The sequence below is a fragment of the Cupriavidus metallidurans CH34 genome (assembly GCF_000196015.1).
Classification (GTDB): domain Bacteria; phylum Pseudomonadota; class Gammaproteobacteria; order Burkholderiales; family Burkholderiaceae; genus Cupriavidus; species Cupriavidus metallidurans.
Genome location: NC_007973.1, coordinates 3031652 through 3046747, shown reverse-complemented (window position 1 = coordinate 3046747; position 15096 = coordinate 3031652). Strand labels below are relative to the sequence as shown.

14 protein-coding genes, 1 other RNA gene and 1 riboswitch are annotated in these 15096 nt (G+C 64.8%); of the genes, 10 read left to right on the top strand and 5 right to left on the bottom strand.

From position 1 onward, the window contains the following. The first annotated feature begins 526 nt into the window (after positions 1-526). The 5 genes from RMET_RS14045 (at position 527) to RMET_RS14025 (ending at position 6272) form a co-directional block, all read left to right on the top strand. Positions 527-1228, top strand: a complete 702-nt coding sequence (locus RMET_RS14045) for a GntR family transcriptional regulator (RefSeq protein WP_011517366.1) — start codon at positions 527-529, stop codon at positions 1226-1228. Positions 1229-1269: 41 nt separating this feature from the next. Further along, on the top strand, positions 1270-2691 hold the full coding sequence (locus RMET_RS14040) for a malonyl-CoA decarboxylase domain-containing protein (RefSeq protein WP_011517365.1): 1422 nt from the start codon (positions 1270-1272) through the stop codon (positions 2689-2691). Positions 2692-2810: 119 nt separating this feature from the next. Then, positions 2811-3821 carry a Bug family tripartite tricarboxylate transporter substrate binding protein gene (locus RMET_RS14035; RefSeq protein ID WP_011517364.1) on the top strand — a complete coding sequence of 337 codons (1011 nt, stop codon included), beginning with the start codon at positions 2811-2813 and terminating at the stop codon, positions 3819-3821. Continuing rightward, complete coding sequence (locus RMET_RS14030) at positions 3821-4603, top strand: enoyl-CoA hydratase/isomerase family protein (RefSeq protein ID WP_011517363.1); 783 nt, start codon at positions 3821-3823, stop codon at positions 4601-4603. The genes RMET_RS14035 and RMET_RS14030 overlap by 1 nt, the downstream gene beginning before the upstream one ends. 115 nt (positions 4604-4718) lie before the next feature. Beyond that, positions 4719-6272 carry a malonate--CoA ligase gene (locus tag RMET_RS14025; protein WP_011517362.1) on the top strand — a complete coding sequence of 518 codons (1554 nt, stop codon included), beginning with the start codon at positions 4719-4721 and terminating at the stop codon, positions 6270-6272. Between the two features lie 73 nt (positions 6273-6345). On the opposite strand, the gene RMET_RS14020 is transcribed toward RMET_RS14025, so the two are convergent. The 5 genes from RMET_RS14020 to RMET_RS14005 form a co-directional block, all read right to left on the bottom strand. Continuing rightward, the gene (locus RMET_RS14020) at positions 6346-7035 is read right to left on the bottom strand and encodes an SIMPL domain-containing protein (RefSeq protein ID WP_011517361.1); all 690 of its coding nucleotides are present in this window, start codon (positions 7033-7035) and stop codon (positions 6346-6348) included. A 183-nt stretch (positions 7036-7218) separates the two neighbouring features. After that, on the bottom strand, positions 7219-7698 hold the full coding sequence (locus RMET_RS14015) for an EVE domain-containing protein (RefSeq protein WP_008644085.1): 480 nt from the start codon (positions 7696-7698) through the stop codon (positions 7219-7221). Positions 7699-7771: 73 nt separating this feature from the next. Continuing rightward, positions 7772-7989: non-coding RNA, 6S RNA (gene ssrS / locus RMET_RS32315), on the bottom strand. A gap of 338 nt (positions 7990-8327) precedes the next feature. Beyond that, positions 8328-8651, bottom strand: a complete 324-nt coding sequence (locus RMET_RS14010; RefSeq protein ID WP_008644084.1) for a cell division protein ZapA — start codon at positions 8649-8651, stop codon at positions 8328-8330. Continuing rightward, positions 8648-8968: a hypothetical protein gene (locus RMET_RS14005; protein WP_008644078.1), complete on the bottom strand. Its 321-nt coding sequence runs from the start codon at positions 8966-8968 to the stop codon at positions 8648-8650. The genes RMET_RS14010 and RMET_RS14005 overlap by 4 nt, the downstream gene beginning before the upstream one ends. A 206-nt stretch (positions 8969-9174) precedes the next feature. Continuing rightward, positions 9175-9436: riboswitch (cobalamin riboswitch) on the top strand. Between the two features lie 135 nt (positions 9437-9571). On the opposite strand from RMET_RS14005, the gene RMET_RS14000 reads away from it, so the two are divergent. Genes RMET_RS14000 through cobT form a run of 5 tightly spaced genes read left to right on the top strand, consistent with a single transcriptional unit; the run spans position 9572 to position 15082 of the window. After that, on the top strand, positions 9572-11530 hold the full coding sequence (locus RMET_RS14000) for a TonB-dependent receptor plug domain-containing protein (protein ID WP_029309748.1): 1959 nt from the start codon (positions 9572-9574) through the stop codon (positions 11528-11530). 18 nt (positions 11531-11548) lie between these two features. Continuing rightward, positions 11549-12556: a FecCD family ABC transporter permease gene (locus RMET_RS13995; RefSeq protein WP_011517359.1), complete on the top strand. Its 1008-nt coding sequence runs from the start codon at positions 11549-11551 to the stop codon at positions 12554-12556. Continuing rightward, positions 12553-13362 carry an ABC transporter ATP-binding protein gene (locus RMET_RS13990; RefSeq protein WP_011517358.1) on the top strand — a complete coding sequence of 270 codons (810 nt, stop codon included), beginning with the start codon at positions 12553-12555 and terminating at the stop codon, positions 13360-13362. Before RMET_RS13995 ends, RMET_RS13990 begins: the two co-directional genes overlap by 4 nt. Continuing rightward, entirely contained in the window at positions 13359-13988 is a 630-nt protein-coding gene (cobO, locus tag RMET_RS13985) for a cob(I)yrinic acid a,c-diamide adenosyltransferase (protein WP_011517357.1), read from the top strand. Before RMET_RS13990 ends, cobO begins: the two co-directional genes overlap by 4 nt. Positions 13989-14011: 23 nt before the next feature. Then, positions 14012-15082 (top strand): nicotinate-nucleotide--dimethylbenzimidazole phosphoribosyltransferase, encoded by a 1071-nt coding sequence (gene cobT, locus RMET_RS13980; protein ID WP_011517356.1) that lies wholly within the window; start codon positions 14012-14014, stop codon positions 15080-15082. The last annotated feature ends 14 nt before the right edge of the window (positions 15083-15096 follow it).

Sequence of the window (15096 nt, the reverse complement as noted above, 5' to 3'; positions counted from 1 at the left end):
TTAGCCAGCGTGGCATGGTCCTCGCTATACAGTCTGTTACAAGAATCAGGTCGGGACAGGAAATGTCCACGGCCGCATCGAAGGGAGAGCGCGTACGAAAGATGCGCGGATGCGACCGAAAACGACGGAAAAGCCAAACGGGAAGATCTGCACCCACGCTTGGGTGCTTGAACGGGGGCAGGCGCTGGGCCAGCGCCAGCATGTCAAATCTGACCCACGCGCGCCAGGCGCATCCAGTCCGGCGTCGATGATGTTGTCCAGTAGCGGTTCTTTCTGGCGCGGGCAATTTTCCTGTGGGAGGCAGGAACGTTGCCCGCCGCACCTCTATCCCCTCTATCCGCATCCCATCGTCGTCTACCGCCCTCATCTCACGGGACTATCCGATATCACCGTGTGGCGCATGGCCGATTCACGACTTTGATGCCGCTTTGCAGCATCGAAACTCCTTGCGGCGCGCGCGCCCTTATTCATAATTATGAATTATTGCGGTGTATGCGCCGCTCGGTGATGTCATCGAAAGGGCTTCATGCGGATCGTCCAGCAGGCGCTTTACCTCGAAGTTGCCGATCGGCTGCGTGCCATGATCGACGATCACACGCTGTTGCCAGGCGCGTGGATCGACGAAGTCGCGCTTGCGGCCGCACTGGGCACGTCGCGCACGCCAATGCGCGAGGCGCTGAAGGTCCTGGCCGCGGAAGGGCTGGTGCGGCTGGAGCCGCGTCGCGGATGTTTCGTCAATGCACTCACCGAGCAGGATCTCGACGAAATCTTTCCGCTGATGGCCCTGCTCGAAGGGCGCTGCGCCTACGAGGCCGCGCGCAACGTCACCCAGACCGATCTCGATGCGCTCGAAGGCTTGCATGCCGAGCTGGCCCGTCATGCGGCGGCGGGCGATATCGACGCCTACTACGAGACCAACTACCAGATTCATGAGGCGATCCAGCGGCTGGCCGGCAACCGCTGGCTGTCGGGCGTGGTCAGTGACTTGCGCAAGGTGCTGCGCCTGTCGCGGCACAAGAGCCTGAAGCTGCCGGGCCGCATTCAGGAATCGTGTGCCGAGCACATGTCGGTGTTCTCGGCGCTGAAGGCACACGATCCGGAAGGCGCGGAAGCGCTAATGAAAACCCACGTGCTGCGCCAGCGCGGCGCGTTGAGCGCGCTGGATCGTGCCGATCCGGAGCCGCCCGCCGTAGCGCCGGGCCAGCTTCGCCTGGCTGGACAGGACTGAAGGTTTGTGATCGATCCGCTCGCCCCTACGCAGGAATCTCCATGACCGCCCTCGACACCTCAGATCAACAGAAAGTCAGCGCGCCGCTCGATGCCGCCGAGCCCGTGTCCGACACCTTGTTATCGCGCTTCGGCCGCTGGTGGAACCGGAAGGGCGATGCGGATGCCACTGCGGCAGGCCCTGCGAAGGCGCAGGACACGCCCGCCCTGTCCACGCGCGCAACCAAACGTCAGCGCGACCAGTTGCGTCAGTGCTTCGACGCGCGGCTGACCGATGTCGCCGCCAACGCCGCCGCCCAGGCGTGGCAGGACGAATACGAGGCTGCGGTGGAGCCGCTTCGCCAGGCGATGCTCGGCGTGCTGGCCGAGGTGGCCGCCGTCCGCGATGCGGCTGGCGGCCAGCCGGCTACCGCGTCCGGCTTGTCGCAGGCGCTGTCCAACGCACGCATCCGTTTTTTCAAGCGTTTTGCCGCACTGCATGGGCAGCGTGGCAACAGTGCTTGCGGGCTGCACTTCCTGATCCAGTTGCGCGCGGACATGCTGCGCTGGCACAAGCGCATCCCGGGCTTGCGCGAACTCGATGAGGACCTGGAGGCGCTGTTCTCGAACTGGTTCGACGTGGGCTTGCTCGAACTGCAGCCGATCACGTGGGACTCGCCCGCGTCGCTGCTCGAGAAGCTGATTCGCTACGAGGCCGTGCACGAGATCTCGTCATGGACCGACCTGCGCAACCGGCTGGATTCGGATCGCCGCTGCTATGCGTTCTTCCACCCCCGCATTCCGCGCGAACCGCTGATCTTCGTCGAGGTTGCGTTCGTGCCCGAGATGGCCGCCAACGTGCAGGCACTGCTCGATGAAGCCGCACCGCTGGAAGACCTGCGGCGCGTGAAGTGGGCCATCTTCTATTCGATCTCGAACACGCAGGCGGGGTTGCGCGGCGTGAGCTTCGGCAATTTCCTGCTCAAGCGGGTGATCGAGGAATTGCAGCGCGAGCATCCCAAGCTCAAGCAGTTCGCCACGTTGTCGCCGATCCCCGGGTTTGCGGACTGGCTGCGCAAGCGGGACGGTGAGTCCATCGACCGCGTGCTCGGTGTCAAGCGCCTTGCACGCTGGCGCGAGCAGCATGGTGAGGTGCCCGCCGATGGCGCGGCATGGTTCAGCGCGTTGTCAGCGGACACTGAAGATACCGTGATACGCGATACAGCCATGACACTGGCCGCGCACTATCTGGTGCGAGAGGGTGGCAAGGGCGTGCCCGCCGATCCGGTGGCGCGCTTTCACCTCGGCAACGGCGCATGTGTGGAGCGCGTGAACTGGGGCGCCGACATGTCGCGCAAAGGGCGTGCGCAATCGTGCGGCATGATGGTCAATTACCTTTACGTGCCTGATGCGCTGGATGACAATCTGGCTCGCCTTGGCGACGGCAATCCCCGCATCAGTCGGGCGGTGGCAAAGCTTCTGTAATCGAGGGTCGAAAAGGAGCGGACACGGAGACCGCCAGGGCAATTTTTCGTCGGGTGTATGAGTCGTAGCAAGTCGTACTTTTGATTGACTTTCCAAAGAGAAGAGAGAGGAGACAGTACATGAATCGTCGTCAGCGGAATCTGACCACATTTGCACGCGTGTTTGCAGTGGCTGGCCTGATGGCCGGGACCGGGGTCACCAGTCTTTACGCACCGGCCGCGCAGGCCGATACATGGCCGAGCAAGCCGGTCACCGTCATCGTGCCGTTCCCGGCCGGCGGCGGCACCGATGCGTTTGCGAGGCCGCTTACCGCGCAGTTGTCGAAGCAGCTCGGCAAGCAGTTCGTCATCGACAATCGTGGTGGCGCGGGCGGCACCGTTGGCGCGAGCATCGCCGCCAAGGCGGCCCCCGATGGCTACACGCTGTTCATTGGCGGCGCGCATCACGCGATCGCACCGTCCTTCTACAAGAAGCTCGACTACGACATCGAGAAGGACTTCATTCCCATCACGGTGATTGCCCAGCCGCCACAGGTGATCGTGGTCAATTCGGGCAAGGTGCAGGCCACCAGCGTGAAGGACCTGATCGCCTATGCCAAGGCCAATCCGGGCAAGCTCAACTACGCCTCGGCCGGCAACGGTTCCTCGCACCATCTGGCGGGCGAGCTGTTCAAGCTGCAGACGCAGACCGATCTGATCCACGTGCCGTACAAGGGCGCGGGCCCTGCGCTGTCGGACCTGATCGCCGGCCAGGTGGATCTGATGTTCGATGGCCTTGGTTCATCGTCGCAACATATCCGCGCCGGGCGCATCAAGGCGCTGGCCGTGGCATCGAAGACGCGTTCCGCGGCGTTCCCGAACGTACCGACCGCTGCCGAGGCCGGTTTGCCCAACTACGACGTGTCCACCTGGTATGCGCTGTGGGCGCCCAAGGGCACGCCCAAGGAAGTCGTCGACAGGCTCTACGCCGAGACCACCAAGGCGTTGAACAACCCGGAGATGAAGCAGATCTGGCTGCAGAACGGTTCGGACATCCCGCAGTACACGCCGGAGCAGTTCGCGCAATTCCAGCACGCCGAGATCAAGCGCTGGGCAGACGTGGTGCAGCGCTCGGGCGCGAAGATCGACTGATGAGCGACACCGTCACGTTCTCGCGCGAAGGGTCGACGGCCGTCGTCACGCTGTCGAATCCGGGCAAGCTCAATGCAATCTCGGTCGACATGTGGCAGGCGCTGGCCGCCGGATTCGCCACGCTGGCGGCGGACATGTCGCTGCGCTGCGTGCTTGTGCGCGGTGCCGACGGCAACTTCGCCGCCGGCGCCGACATTGCGGAGTTTCCGACTGTGCGCGGAGACGAGGCGGCTGTCCGCCGCTACCACACGGAAATCATCGCACCGGCGCTGCGGGCGATTTCAGAATGCCCGCATCCGACGCTGGCCGCCATCGAGGGCGTTTGCGTTGGCGGTGGCCTCGAGATTGCCTGCAATTGCGACCTGCGCGTGGCCGCTGCGGGCAGCCGCTTCGGCGTGCCGATCAACCGGCTCGGCTTTCCGATGGCGCCCGGCGAGTTGCGCGGCCTGCTTGCGCTGGTGGGGCGGGCGGTGACGCTCGAGATCCTGCTCGAAGGCCGTGTGTTCGATGCACTGGAGGCTGAGCGCAAGGGGCTGCTCACGCGAGTGGTGCCTGCGGCGGCCATGCACGACGAAGTGACGGCAACCGTGCAGCGGCTGAGCGCCGGCGCGCCGCTTGCGGCCCGCATCAACAAGACGACGATTCGTCGCCTGTCGCCAGATCCCACGCTGCTGACCGACGCCGAATTCGACGCCCATTTCCGTTACGCCACCAGTCGCGACCATGCCGAGGGCGTGGCCGCGTTTCTGGCGCACCGGCCTCCGGATTTCACTGGAGAGTAACCGGGTGGCGGCCGGGCTATCATTACCGGCCGCACCGTATCGCCAAGGCTCCCCGGGTCCGCTTTTCCCAGCATTCCGTACCTGTCCCGTACTTGTTTCGTACTAGTCCCGCACCATGAACGCCAACCTGTTCGCCCTGTTCGAATCCCGCTTTCCCGCCGACCGCACCGCATGCTGCATCGAAACGCATGACGGGCTCTACTACTCGTGGGACGACCTCGATCGCGCCACCGCCAAGCTGGCCAACCTGCTGACCGCGCTGAAGCTGCCCGCCGGCTCGCGCGTGGCGGTGCAGGTCGAGAAGTCGCCGGAAGCACTGTTCCTGTACCTGGCCACGTTGCGCGCCGGCTATGTGTATCTGCCGCTGAACACCGCGTACCAGGAGGCCGAAATCGACTACTTTGTCGGCAACGCCGAGCCTGCCGTGGTGGTCTGCAGCAGCAACAACTTCGGCTGGGTGTCGAAAGTGGCGTTCCGGCACGGCACCGCCCATGTTTTCACGCTCGACGATAACCGCACCGGTTCGCTGCTGCAACGCGCGGCAGTGCAGCCTGACACGTTCGAGACGGTCGAATGCGCGGACGACGATCTGGCCGCGATTCTCTACACGTCGGGCACCACCGGCCGCAGCAAGGGCGCGATGCTGACGCATCGAAACCTGGCATCGAACGCGCAAACGCTGAATGAGTATTGGGGCTGGCGCAGCGATGATGTGCTGCTGCACATGCTGCCGATCTTCCACGTGCATGGCCTGTTCGTGGCCTCGCATGGCGCGCTGCTCGCGGGCGCCAAGATGATCTGGGCGCCGAAGCTCGACATGGGCCAGATCCTGAAGTACCTGCCGCGTACCACCGTGATGATGGGCGTGCCTACGTACTACGTGCGAATGCTGCAGGAGCCCCGTTTCGACAAGGAACTGTGCAGCAACATGCGCCTGTTCGTCTCGGGCTCGGCGCCGCTGCTGCTGGAGACGTTCGACGCATTCCGCGAGCGCACCGGCCACACGATCCTGGAGCGCTACGGCATGAGCGAGACCGTGATGCTGGTATCGAATCCGTATGACCCGGCACTGGGTGAGCGGATCGGTGGCACCGTGGGCAGGCCGCTGCCGGGCGTGTCGGTGCGCGTGACGGGCAGCGAAGGCAAGTCGTGCGAGCCGGGTGTGATCGGTAACGTTGAGGTCAAGGGGCCGAACGTGTTCAAGGGCTACTGGCGGATGCCCGAGAAGACGGCGGAGGAATTTACGGCCGATGGCTGGTTCAAGACTGGGGATGTGGGCCGCCTTGGTGGCGCGATCGTCAGCCAGGCAGGCGAACGCATCGTGCCGGACAACTACCTGACGATCGTAGGTCGCAGTAAGGACCTGATCATCTCGGGCGGCTACAACGTGTATCCGAAGGAAATCGAGAGCTTTATCGACGAGATGCCGGGCGTGGTGGAGTCAGCCGTGATCGGCGTGCCGCATGTTGACTTCGGCGAGGCCGTCGTTGCCGTGGTCGTACGCAAGCCGGGCATGGAGATTGATGAGGCTGGCATGATCGGCACGCTGAAGGGCCGCATCGCCAATTTCAAGGTACCCAAGCGTGTGCACGTGGTCGATGAGTTGCCGCGCAATACGATGGGCAAGGTGCAGAAGAACGTGCTGCGCCAGCAGTTCGGGGCGCTGTGAGTTGAGCCGAGAGGGGCTCGGCCCCCTCTCCCGTTTCCTGGTCTATACACCACGGGAGAGGGGAGTGACCCGCTTACTTCACCATCTGCACCGAGCCGTTCACGGAAACCGTGACCTGGCTCTTGCCACCTTCCACCGGAATCGGCGCGCCAGCGCTATCCGACATGGCCTTCGCGACATACATGCGCGGCATCGGCATGACACCGCCGGATTCGTTCAGCGAGACTTCGCGGATCGTGTAGCCGCTATAGCCGAACAGCTTTGTCGTGGCCTGTGCCTTGTCGCGGAACGCGGCCACGGCCTGGTCGGCGAGCTTTTGCTCGGCAGCCAGGCGTGTCTCGCGCGACAGCGAGAACGCGATGTTCTGCACCTGCATCTGGCTGGCCAGTTCGCCGGCCAGCTTCGACACGGCGGCGAAATCCTTCGACTTCAGGATCACCTCCGAGCGGCCACGCCACGTGCTGATGCGGCCATTGCGGTCGGTATTCGGATGAATCGTGAAGCCGCCCGACTGGGCCTCCACGCCTGACGTGCGCTTGGCCTGTGCCAGCACGGCCTGCGTGCGCGACGACAGCGCATTGGAGATGGCCGTCGGCTCGGGGCCTTCCTGTTCGGCAGCCAGGGTCAGGTGTACGACGTCGGTCGGCACCTCGGTCGCGGCTTGCGCGGACAGCGACAGAACACCCGAGGGAGGTGCAACCGTCTGGGCGGCGGCCATGGCGGCGGTTGTACTCAGCAGCGAGGCAGCCAGCAGTTTCTTCATATTGTTCTCCCGATCAAAGTGATGGCTATCAGACGCACGTGGCCGGTGTTCGTTCCCTGGCTCGCCCGAACGTGACGCATTCGCGCGTGTCTCGCGCACTTGTTGCTGCAAATCAAAGTCGCCGGCGGCGTCGGTGCGGCCCAGTGTTGCTGGACGCGCAGTGCCGCATTGCTGCGGCGGTGCTTACTTCATCAGCTTTTCGGTGATATAGCGCCACTCGGCCGGCGTGACCGGCGTGATCGACAGACGATTGCCGCGGCGGAGCACGACCATGTCGGCCAGCGCATCGTGCTCACGCAGTGCCTGGAGGGGGATCAGCGTGCTCTTGCGGACGAAGCTCACGTCGACAAGCGACCAGCGCGGATTGTCCTGCTTCGATGCGCTGTCGTAATAGTCGCTCTTCGGATCGAACTGCGTGGAATCGGGGTAGGGTTGCGAGCAGACCTCGGCCAGGCCGGCGATGCCGGGTTCCGGGCATGACGAGTGATAGAACAGGACGCCGTCGCCGATGCGCATCTGGTCACGCATGAAGTTGCGTGCCTGGTAATTGCGAACCCCGGTCCACGGCAACGTGCCTTCACGGGCGAGATCATCGATGCTGGCTTCGTCCGGTTCGGACTTCATCAGCCAGTACTGGCGGGCACGCTGGGCGGAGGAGGGCATTGTGATACCGATCGGTCCGTCTATGAGCAGTCAAAGAAAAAGGCGGTGGTTCTATCAAACCACCGCCTTTTAGGGGGTCCCCGCCTCGGCCGCTGGGTCGGCATCCTGAACCCAAGTGAGGTTCAGAGTGGCTGCGGAAGTCGTATTTCGGGTACATCGCCCACTCAGGGAGTCCAAGCTCGGCCCAGACTATGAATGCGGTAACGCGCTCGCCCATACGACATGATCCCGCACCATGCAATGCATATCGGTTCAAGGAGTTTATGACCCTCACGAACCAGGCAGGGAAACTGTCAAACGTCTGACTTTTGGTTCCTGTGCGTGCAATACGCTCGGGATGTCAGACGTTTGCCGTTTCAACTAAGGATGGGATGGAAACGGCGGCCAGGCGCGATAACCCGACCATCCAACTGCATCGGTCGCATGCGCCGTGCAGTGGCTACACTATACACCGCGACGACAGTCATACCAAGCCGGACGTACGGCGTCGTTACATTTTCCACAACACTCGCGCACGGCGTGCGCGGCATCGGCTTCACATCCGGGCAGATGGGGCCGTGGCCGCGCAATGCAAGGGTTGGCTCTTCCGGTTAGCGAAACAGAGCGCAGCCAGACCGCAAGCAGGCCGCTCAGCGCGTGCCGACGTGCGCGTACTGGCGCAGTGCTTCGTCGGCGCGCTCGTTCAGTTCGCGAATGCGCGCGCGCACCGCGTCGACGGGAATCGCGCCTTCTTCTTCCTGCTTGCGGCGCATTGCCAGCAGGTCCGACGCAATGCTGATCGCCGCCATCACGGCCACCCGCTCCACACCCTTCGCGGCGACGGTGCCCTTGAGCTTGTTCATCTTGTCGTCGACCAATGCCACGGCTTCCAGCAGCGCGGCCTCGTTGTCCGGTGCGATCGCGAAGCGATACGGTTGGCCGGCGATGTTCACTTCCACTTGCTTGTTGCTCATGCGTGTTCTCCGGGGGCCTGCTGCGTACCTTCAGATGTAGCGCGCTTGCCGTCGCCGAGCAGGTCGAGCTGGCGCGCGTCACTGGCCGTGGGCAGCTTGTCGAGAATCGATTGGATGCGAAGCTGGGCTTCCTCGATCTTGATATTGAGCAGTTCGCGGTCGGCTGCCATGGCTTCGCGATCCGCGCGCAACTGGCTCGCCTCGGCTTGCAGACGCTCGATCTCCGCACGCAGCCGCTGGTTTTCCGCCGCCAGGGTGTCTGCTTGATGCAGCACGCGCCCGATCTTGGCGGCCAGTTGTTCGAGTTCGTTGAGCATAGTGCCTGTCGTGTCCGGTAGGAGTGAAGGTCAGGTTTCGGGATTCTAGCCGATGCAGGCGGCTCGGCCACACCCAGCGAGCCGGTTAAGACGCCCGAGGCGCCACGAAGTTGCATCGTTCTGTAACGATTGGCCCGTCTCCAGATATCAAATCTCGGTTATCGGCAGCTTGACCCGCTGCATTGACGCCAAAGTTGAAACTCCATACACTCGCCCCCGTTCCAGGTGCTCGCGCCCTGCTCTTACAGGGCTGCAGTTCAACGGGAAACAGGGAGCCGGGCGCCGAAATCCATATCGGGGCAGGCCAACCTGTGCTGCCCCCGCAACGGTAAGCGACCGCGAACGCCCGCCACGAGCGGCTCGCAGGGCCGGCCAAACGCCACTGAATCTGAATCGTCACGATCTGATCGGGAAGGCGGCCAGCCTGATGTCGTCAGCCCGGATACCGGCCTGCAGAACGAGGGTATGCCGCGCCGAAGGTGGCATACCCCATCGCCATATGGCCCGCGGGGGAACGGGCCTGGCCGTTCTCTTCCATCCCTGCTCATGCGTTCCACGCTATCCAGGTCGACCGCCGCGCTGAAGCCGTCGGTTCGCCCCTCCATGCCCGCCATCCTGGCGGCCATCGCCCTTTTTCCGTCCGCATCGGTCTTCGCGCAGGACGCGACGCCAGATGAGTCGTCGACCACCACGCCGGCCAGCGCATCGGCCAATGGTCCCGCTCCCGCTTCCGCACCGGCAGCCGCACCGGCCGCCGCGCAGGCGGCCAGCGGGCAGACGCTGGCGCCCGTAGTCGTCACCGCCTCCCGAACCGCGCAGTCGGTGACCGAGGCCCTGCCGCACACCACGGTGGTCACCCAGGAAGACATCGTCAACTCACAGGCTCCGGACCTGCGCTCGCTACTGCGCAACCAGGCGGGCGTGGAGTTCTCGACCAACGGCGGCATGGGTACCAATACCTCGCTGTTCATGCGCGGCGCCAATTCGAACCAGGTGCTGATCATGATCGACGGCGTGCGGATTTCCGGCGTCAGCAACGGTAATGCGCAGATCGCCAATATCTTGCCCGACCAGATCGACCATATCGAAGTGGTGCGCGGCAACGTCTCGGCGCTCTATGGCTCCGACGCCGTTGGTGGCGTGGTGCAGATCTTCACCAAGAGTGGCGCGGGCCAGGCGCCTGCCGCCAACGCGCAGGTGGAGTACGGCAGCAACAATACCCGCCAGGGCACGGTGGGTTACGGTGGCCAGATCGGTGCCACCTCGTTCAACGTCACCGGCTCGATGTACAAGACCGATGGCTTCTCGGCCATCAATGCGGCGCAGTGGAACGCCGACAATCCGAAGAGCGCCGCGCGCGGTATCGGCCCGAATCCGGCCAACAACCCGTACGAGAACAAGAGCATCTCGGGCCAGATCAAGCACCAGTTCACGCAGGACTGGGACGCTGGCGTCGCGACCTACTACTCGAACAGCCAGCTTTCCTACGACAACGCCTACGGCAAGCCGACCGACGACTACCGCATGGATAGCAAGCTCTACACGCTGTCCGCGTTCGTCAACGGCAAGGTGCTATCTGACTGGACCACGCATTTCAAGGTTGCGCAAAGCGAAGACCGCAGCGAAGGCACGATCAACGGCCTGTTCGACAGCCTGTTCAGCACGCGCACCCGCCAGTTCAACTGGCAGAACGAGTACGCGCTGACACCCGACCATACGCTGATGTTTGGCACGGACTGGCTGCAGCAGGAGCTGGCTTCGAGCTCGTACAACGCGCCGTCGCGCAATGTGTTTTCGGTCTATGGCGGCTACGAGGGGCGTATCGGCAAGCACCAGATCCAGTTGAACGGCCGTAACGACCACTATTCCGATTTCGGCGACCAGGGCAGCTTCTTCGCCGGCTACGGCTACTACCTGACCAGCGCGGTCAAGTTGCTTGCCAACGTCAGCAATGCGTTCCGCGCGCCGACGTTCAACGAGCTCTACTACCCGTACTACGGCCAGCCGAACCTGCAGCCCGAGCGCGCCAAGTCGGCGGAGGTGGGGGTGCAGGTGGAGACGGCGTCGACCGGCCTGCTGCGCGTGACCGCGTTCGAGACGCGCTACAACGACCTGATCGTCTCCGCGTTGCAGCCCAGCGGCCTCTACCTGGCGCAGAACGTCAACAAGGCCAAGGTGCAGGGGATCGAGGCATCGTGGCGCGCCAGCCTGTGGGGCACTGACGTGGGCGCCAGCGTGACGTTCCAGAATCCGCTGGATGAGACCAACAATACGCAGCTTCTGCGGCGTGCCCGGCGCCATGCGTCGTTCGACGTGGGCCGGAATTTCGGAAACTGGCGTTTCGGCGGTGAATGGCTGGTATCCTCGGCGCGACTCGACAGCGGTTCGCGCACGCTGGGCGGGTACGGTATCGTCAACCTGAACGCCCGCTACAACATCGACAAACAATGGTTCGTCGCCGCCCGAGTGGAAAACCTGTTCGACAAGAACTACCAGCTGGCCTACCCCTACAACACGCAGGGCAGGGCCGGCTTCATCACGCTGGGATGGCGTCAGAAGTGATGCCGCGCGCGGGGAGCCATGGCTGAGCTGCGGCGCGCGCTGATCGTCTGGGGTGTCCTCGCGCTGGCAGGGCTGGCCGTCTTCGGCCTGTCGCTGGCGATCGGCAGCGTGTCGCTCGATGCCGGGCAACTCTGGCAGGCGCTGAGCGGCGCGGACGATGGCACCGCAGGCGCCATCGTCCGCGAACTACGGCTGCCACGTGCCGCCGCCGCGTTTGCCTGTGGCGGGCTGCTGGCGCTTTCCGGCGCATTGATGCAGGTGTTGTTGCGCAATCCGCTGGCCGAACCCTACGTGCTCGGCGTCTCCGGCGGGGCGTCCACGGGTGCGCTGCTGTCGATGCTGCTGATGCTTCCGCAATGGATCGTGCACACCAGCGCGGCGGGTGGCGCGCTGGTGTCCATGCTGCTCGTCGCCACGCTTGCCCGCCGTGACCTGCTCAACCCAAAAGTGCAGGGCGGACACCAGGAGGCCGGCGCGCGGTTGCTGCTGACCGGTGTCATCCTGGCCGCGGGGTGGGGCGCGCTGATCACGCTGATCCTCGCCATCGCGCCGGAATCGCGCCTGCGCGGCATGTTGTTCTGGCTGACCGGTGACCTCGGTGGCACGGCCGCCTATGGCGCGGCGTTGGCCACCTTGATCGCCGCACTGCTGCTGGCCATGCCGATGGCGCGGGCGCTCAACGTGATGCTGCTGGGTGAGACCGTGGCGCAATCGCTGGGTGTTCGCGTTGGCCGCGTGCGCCTGGCTACCTTCCTGATTTCCTCCATTTCGATTGCCGCCGCCATCACGACGGCCGGGTCGATTGGCTTCGTCGGCCTGGTGGTGCCACACATGGTGCGCCTGGCCTGGGGGAACGACCAGCGCCTGCTGCTGCCGGCATCAGTGCTGCTGGGCGGCACCTTGCTGATGGCTGCCGACCTGATCGCGCGTACCGTGGTTGCCCCCACGCAACTGCCGGTGGGCGTCATCACGGCGCTGCTGGGCGTGCCGACCTTCCTCTACCTGCTGCTGCGGAGACCGCGATGAGCCATTGGTCCGAGCCGCTCACAGACTGTCCGCAGTTGACCCTGCGGCAACTCGGCCTGCACGCCGGGAGCCGCGTGCTGCTCGATGGCCTCTCGATGTCGATCGGCGCGGGGCAGCTCTGGTGCATCGTCGGCCCGAACGGGGTCGGCAAGTCCACGCTGATGGGCGTGCTGGCCGGTCTGCGCGCGCCCGACAGCGGCGCGGCCGAGGTCGACGAAATTGCGGTCACGCAGATCGCCCCTGCCACGCTGGCGCGGCAGCGGGCCTATTTGCCCCAGGCTGTGCACGATACGTTCTCGATGCTGGTCGAGGATGCCGTGCGCATCGGTCGGCATCCGCATCTGAGCGGCTGGGGCTGGGGCCAGCGTGACGATGACCGGATCGTGGATGATGTCATCGACGCGCTCGATCTCGAGCCACTGCGTGGCCGCGACGTGCTGACACTGTCCGGTGGCGAACGCCAGCGCGTGTCGCTGGCTGCCGCGCTGGCGCAGCAGGCGCCGCTGCTGCTCCTGGACGAACCCGTGGCGCACCTGGACCTGCGGCACCAGATCATGGTGCTCGACCTGCTGCAGCGCCTGACCCGATCGGGCCGCCACGCAGTTGTCGTGATCGTGCATGACCTGACCCTCGCGCATCGCTATGCCACCCACGCGCTGCTGATGGCCGAGGATGGTCACGCGCTGCACGGCCCGGCGCACGAGGTCCTGACTCCCGCGCAGTGCTCCCATGCGCTGCGTACCCCGATTATCAGCATCAGCGACGGCACCCATACCGCGCTGATCCCAGATGGAAATCAGACATGAGCGATACCCCGAATACCAACGATGACGCCGGCCGCGATGCCCGTCACAAGGCACGCATGGTCCGCAAGAAGGAGGTGGTCGATTCCAAGATCGCCGCGGCGCAGAACGAGCGCGGCGTGATCGTGATCACCACGGGCAATGGCAAGGGCAAGTCGAGCTCCGGCTTCGGCATGGTGGTGCGCGCCATGGGTCATGGCATGCGTACCGGCGTGGTCCAGTTCATCAAGGGTGCGTTCCCGAGCGGCGAGGAAATGTTCCTGCGGCGCTTTCCGGAGGAGTGCGAGTTCCACGTGATGGGCGAAGGCTACACGTGGGAAACCCAGGACCGCGCGCGTGACGTGGCCAAGGCAGAGGCCGCATGGGAGGTGGCGCGCCGGATGCTGCGCGATCCGTCGTTCGACCTGATCCTGTTCGACGAACTCAACATTGCGCTGAAGCTGCACTATCTTGATCTCGATACCGTCATCGCCGATCTGCGCGCGCGTCCGCCGAAGCAGCACGTGGTCATCACAGGTCGAGGCGCACCGTCCGCGCTGATCGAGGCCGCCGATACCGTAACCGACATGACACCGGTCAAGCACGCGTTCGAGCAGGGCATCAAGGCCCAGCCGGGCGTGGAAATGTAATTCGCGTTATTCGAATCAGCACCATGGCAACTGCAATTTCAGACTACGCATTGACCCTGCCACCGATCGCGCCGCTCGACGCATCGCTGCGCGCCGCGCTGCAGGCCGCAATCGACGACAAGACCAAGCCGCCCGGCTCGCTGGGCCGGCTCGAGACGCTGGCCATGCAGATCGGGCTGATCCGTGGCGAGACCGTTCCTGATCTGACTCGCCCGGCAATCATCGTGTTTGCCGGCGACCACGGTGTGGCGGACACGGGCGTCAGCGCATTTCCGGCGGAGGTCACGGCGCAGATGGTGCTGAACTTCCTGAATGGCGGCGCGGCGATCAACGTCTTCACCCGCCTTCACGGGTTGGCGCTCGAGGTGGTGGATGTGGGCGTGCGCGCGCCGCTGCCGGCCTCGCCGAGCCTCGTGAACTGCCGCGTGGCCAACGGCACGCGCAACTTTGTCGAAGAGCCAGCCATGACGCCGGAGCAGGCCGGCGCGGCGATCAATGCCGGCATCGCACGCGTGCTGCGGCACGGCCAGCAAGGTACCAATGTGATCGGCTTCGGCGAGATGGGCATCGCCAACACGTCGGCCGCGGCCTGCGTGATGAGCCGCCTGACCGGCTTGCCGTTGGAGGCATGCATTGGCCGTGGCACAGGCCTCGACGATGCGGGCGTGGCACGCAAGCATGACGTCCTCTCGCGGGCGCTGGCCAGGCACGCGGACGTCACCGATCCGCTCGATGTGCTGGCCACGTTCGGTGGCTTCGAGATCGCCGCGATGACCGGCGCATACCTGGCGGCTGCGGCCAGCCGCATGGTGATTCTGGTGGATGGCTTCATTGCGTCGGCGGCGTTGCTCGTGGCCGCGCGCATTGACCCGAACGTACTGCAGTACTGCGTGTTCTCGCACTGCTCGCACGAGCAGGGGCACCGCGCGCTGCTGGCCGAATTCAAGGCCGAGCCGCTGCTGGCACTGGACCTGCGGCTGGGCGAGGGTACCGGGGCAGCGCTGGCATGGCCGCTGGTGGCTTCGGCGGTGGCGTTCCTGCGGGAAATGGCCACGTTCAGCGGCGCGGGCGTCAGCAACGCGTCGGCGACCTGAAGCGACCTGAGGCG

Coding starts and splice junctions, on each gene's coding strand:
- RMET_RS14045 (WP_011517366.1), top strand. CDS start 527: ATGCGGATCGTCCAGCAGGCGCTTTACCTCGAAGTTGCCGATCGGCTG.
- RMET_RS14040 (WP_011517365.1), top strand. CDS start 1,270: ATGACCGCCCTCGACACCTCAGATCAACAGAAAGTCAGCGCGCCGCTC.
- RMET_RS14035 (WP_011517364.1), top strand. CDS start 2,811: ATGAATCGTCGTCAGCGGAATCTGACCACATTTGCACGCGTGTTTGCA.
- RMET_RS14030 (WP_011517363.1), top strand. CDS start 3,821: ATGAGCGACACCGTCACGTTCTCGCGCGAAGGGTCGACGGCCGTCGTC.
- RMET_RS14025 (WP_011517362.1), top strand. CDS start 4,719: ATGAACGCCAACCTGTTCGCCCTGTTCGAATCCCGCTTTCCCGCCGAC.
- RMET_RS14020 (WP_011517361.1), bottom strand. CDS start 7,035: ATGAAGAAACTGCTGGCTGCCTCGCTGCTGAGTACAACCGCCGCCATG.
- RMET_RS14015 (WP_008644085.1), bottom strand. CDS start 7,698: ATGCCCTCCTCCGCCCAGCGTGCCCGCCAGTACTGGCTGATGAAGTCC.
- RMET_RS14010 (WP_008644084.1), bottom strand. CDS start 8,651: ATGAGCAACAAGCAAGTGGAAGTGAACATCGCCGGCCAACCGTATCGC.
- RMET_RS14005 (WP_008644078.1), bottom strand. CDS start 8,968: ATGCTCAACGAACTCGAACAACTGGCCGCCAAGATCGGGCGCGTGCTG.
- RMET_RS14000 (WP_029309748.1), top strand. CDS start 9,572: ATGCCCGCCATCCTGGCGGCCATCGCCCTTTTTCCGTCCGCATCGGTC.
- RMET_RS13995 (WP_011517359.1), top strand. CDS start 11,549: ATGGCTGAGCTGCGGCGCGCGCTGATCGTCTGGGGTGTCCTCGCGCTG.
- RMET_RS13990 (WP_011517358.1), top strand. CDS start 12,553: ATGAGCCATTGGTCCGAGCCGCTCACAGACTGTCCGCAGTTGACCCTG.
- cobO (WP_011517357.1), top strand. CDS start 13,359: ATGAGCGATACCCCGAATACCAACGATGACGCCGGCCGCGATGCCCGT.
- cobT (WP_011517356.1), top strand. CDS start 14,012: ATGGCAACTGCAATTTCAGACTACGCATTGACCCTGCCACCGATCGCG.